Below are 1,279 nucleotides of genomic sequence, written 5' to 3' on the forward strand. Positions count from 1 at the left end.
TTCGCCGAAAAATAATGCGGAGCAAATCCCTCGACGAACGGCAGAACCGTGCGGATTTCACGCGCTCCTCCGCATTATGGTCACCTGACGATTAGTGAAGTTATGGTCAGGTGAGCATATCTTCACATAGGCCTTCACGTAAGACGGTGGAATGAGGCGAACTTCGTGTCCCATGGCGGCGAGGATGCGAGCCCAGTAATGCGCCGTTCCACATGCTTCCACTCCGATCAGGCAGGGTTGGGAGCCTCGAGAAGAAGGGCATCATCTGCTTTCGGTGAAGCCGCTTCAACAACGCCGTGGCACCTGTCTCGTCAATGCCATGAGCCTGGAACACGCTTTTGGCCAGATCCAATCCAACGGTCGTGATCTTCATCCTGAATGCTCCTTTTATCGCTTCGAGTGATCGGCCCGCATCATAGCCGCGGCTGGGCGGTGCGGGGGCGTCCACATCATCAACCTGCTGGCTGGACAAGGAGACCGGCAAGGATGGGCAAGCCTTATTCAATGGATCTTCGCGAGCGAGTTGTTGCGTCGGTTGAGCGGGAGGGCCTGTCGCGCCGTCAGGCCTCGGCGCGCTATGGGGTTGGGATCAGCACCGTCATCAGATGGGTGCATCGCTCGCGCGAGACGAGCAGTCTTGCGCCAGGCAAGATGGGTGGGCACAGGCCCAAGAAGATTGCCGGAGAGCATCGGGAGTGGCTGCTGATGCGCTGCCGGGCCGCTGATTTCACGCTGCGTGGTCTTGTGGGTGAACTTGGCGAGCGCGGCCTGAAGGTCGATTACGCTCGGTGTGAGAGTTCGTCCACGCCGAGAAGCTCAGTCACAAAAAAAGACGCTGATCGCGGCCGAGCAGGATCGCCCCGATGTGGCACGCCGGCGGGCACAGTGGGCAAAGTATCAGAACCGTATCGATCCTTGCCGCCTGGTGTTCATCGACGAGACCTGGACCAAGACCAACATGGCGCCACTCAGGGGATGGGCGCCGCGTTGCGAAAGGATCAAAGCCAAGGTGCCGCACGGCCATTGGAAGACCATGACCTTCCTGGCGGCGCTGCGCCACAACCGTGTCGAGGCACCATGGCTGATCGATGGACCGATCAACGGCGAGCGTTTCCAGCTCTATGTCGACAAGGTTCTCGTTCCCACCCTCAAACCCGGCGACATTGTCGTCATGGACATGTGTGGACGCCCCCGTCAGCGCAAGAAGAATCTTTTATGAAGAATGAGGAGCGTGGTCGGGTGCTGACATGTGTCCGGCCTCCGATGCGGCGTTCGACAT

2 pseudogenes are annotated in these 1,279 nt (G+C 59.3%); one reads left to right on the forward strand and one right to left on the reverse strand.

What is annotated here, in order from left to right:
• Nucleotides 1-120: 120 nt before the first annotated feature.
• A pseudogene (locus tag ABVQ20_RS40415) lies at nucleotides 121-373 on the reverse strand (IS110 family transposase); the annotation flags it as partial.
• 113 nt (nucleotides 374-486) lie between these two features.
• On the opposite strand from ABVQ20_RS40415, the pseudogene ABVQ20_RS40420 reads away from it, so the two are divergent.
• Nucleotides 487-1,186, forward strand: a pseudogene (locus ABVQ20_RS40420) (IS630 family transposase); the annotation flags it as partial.
• Nucleotides 1,187-1,279 lie beyond the last annotated feature (93 nt).

It is taken from the genome of Mesorhizobium shangrilense, assembly GCF_040537815.1.
GTDB lineage: Bacteria > Pseudomonadota > Alphaproteobacteria > Rhizobiales > Rhizobiaceae > Mesorhizobium > Mesorhizobium shangrilense.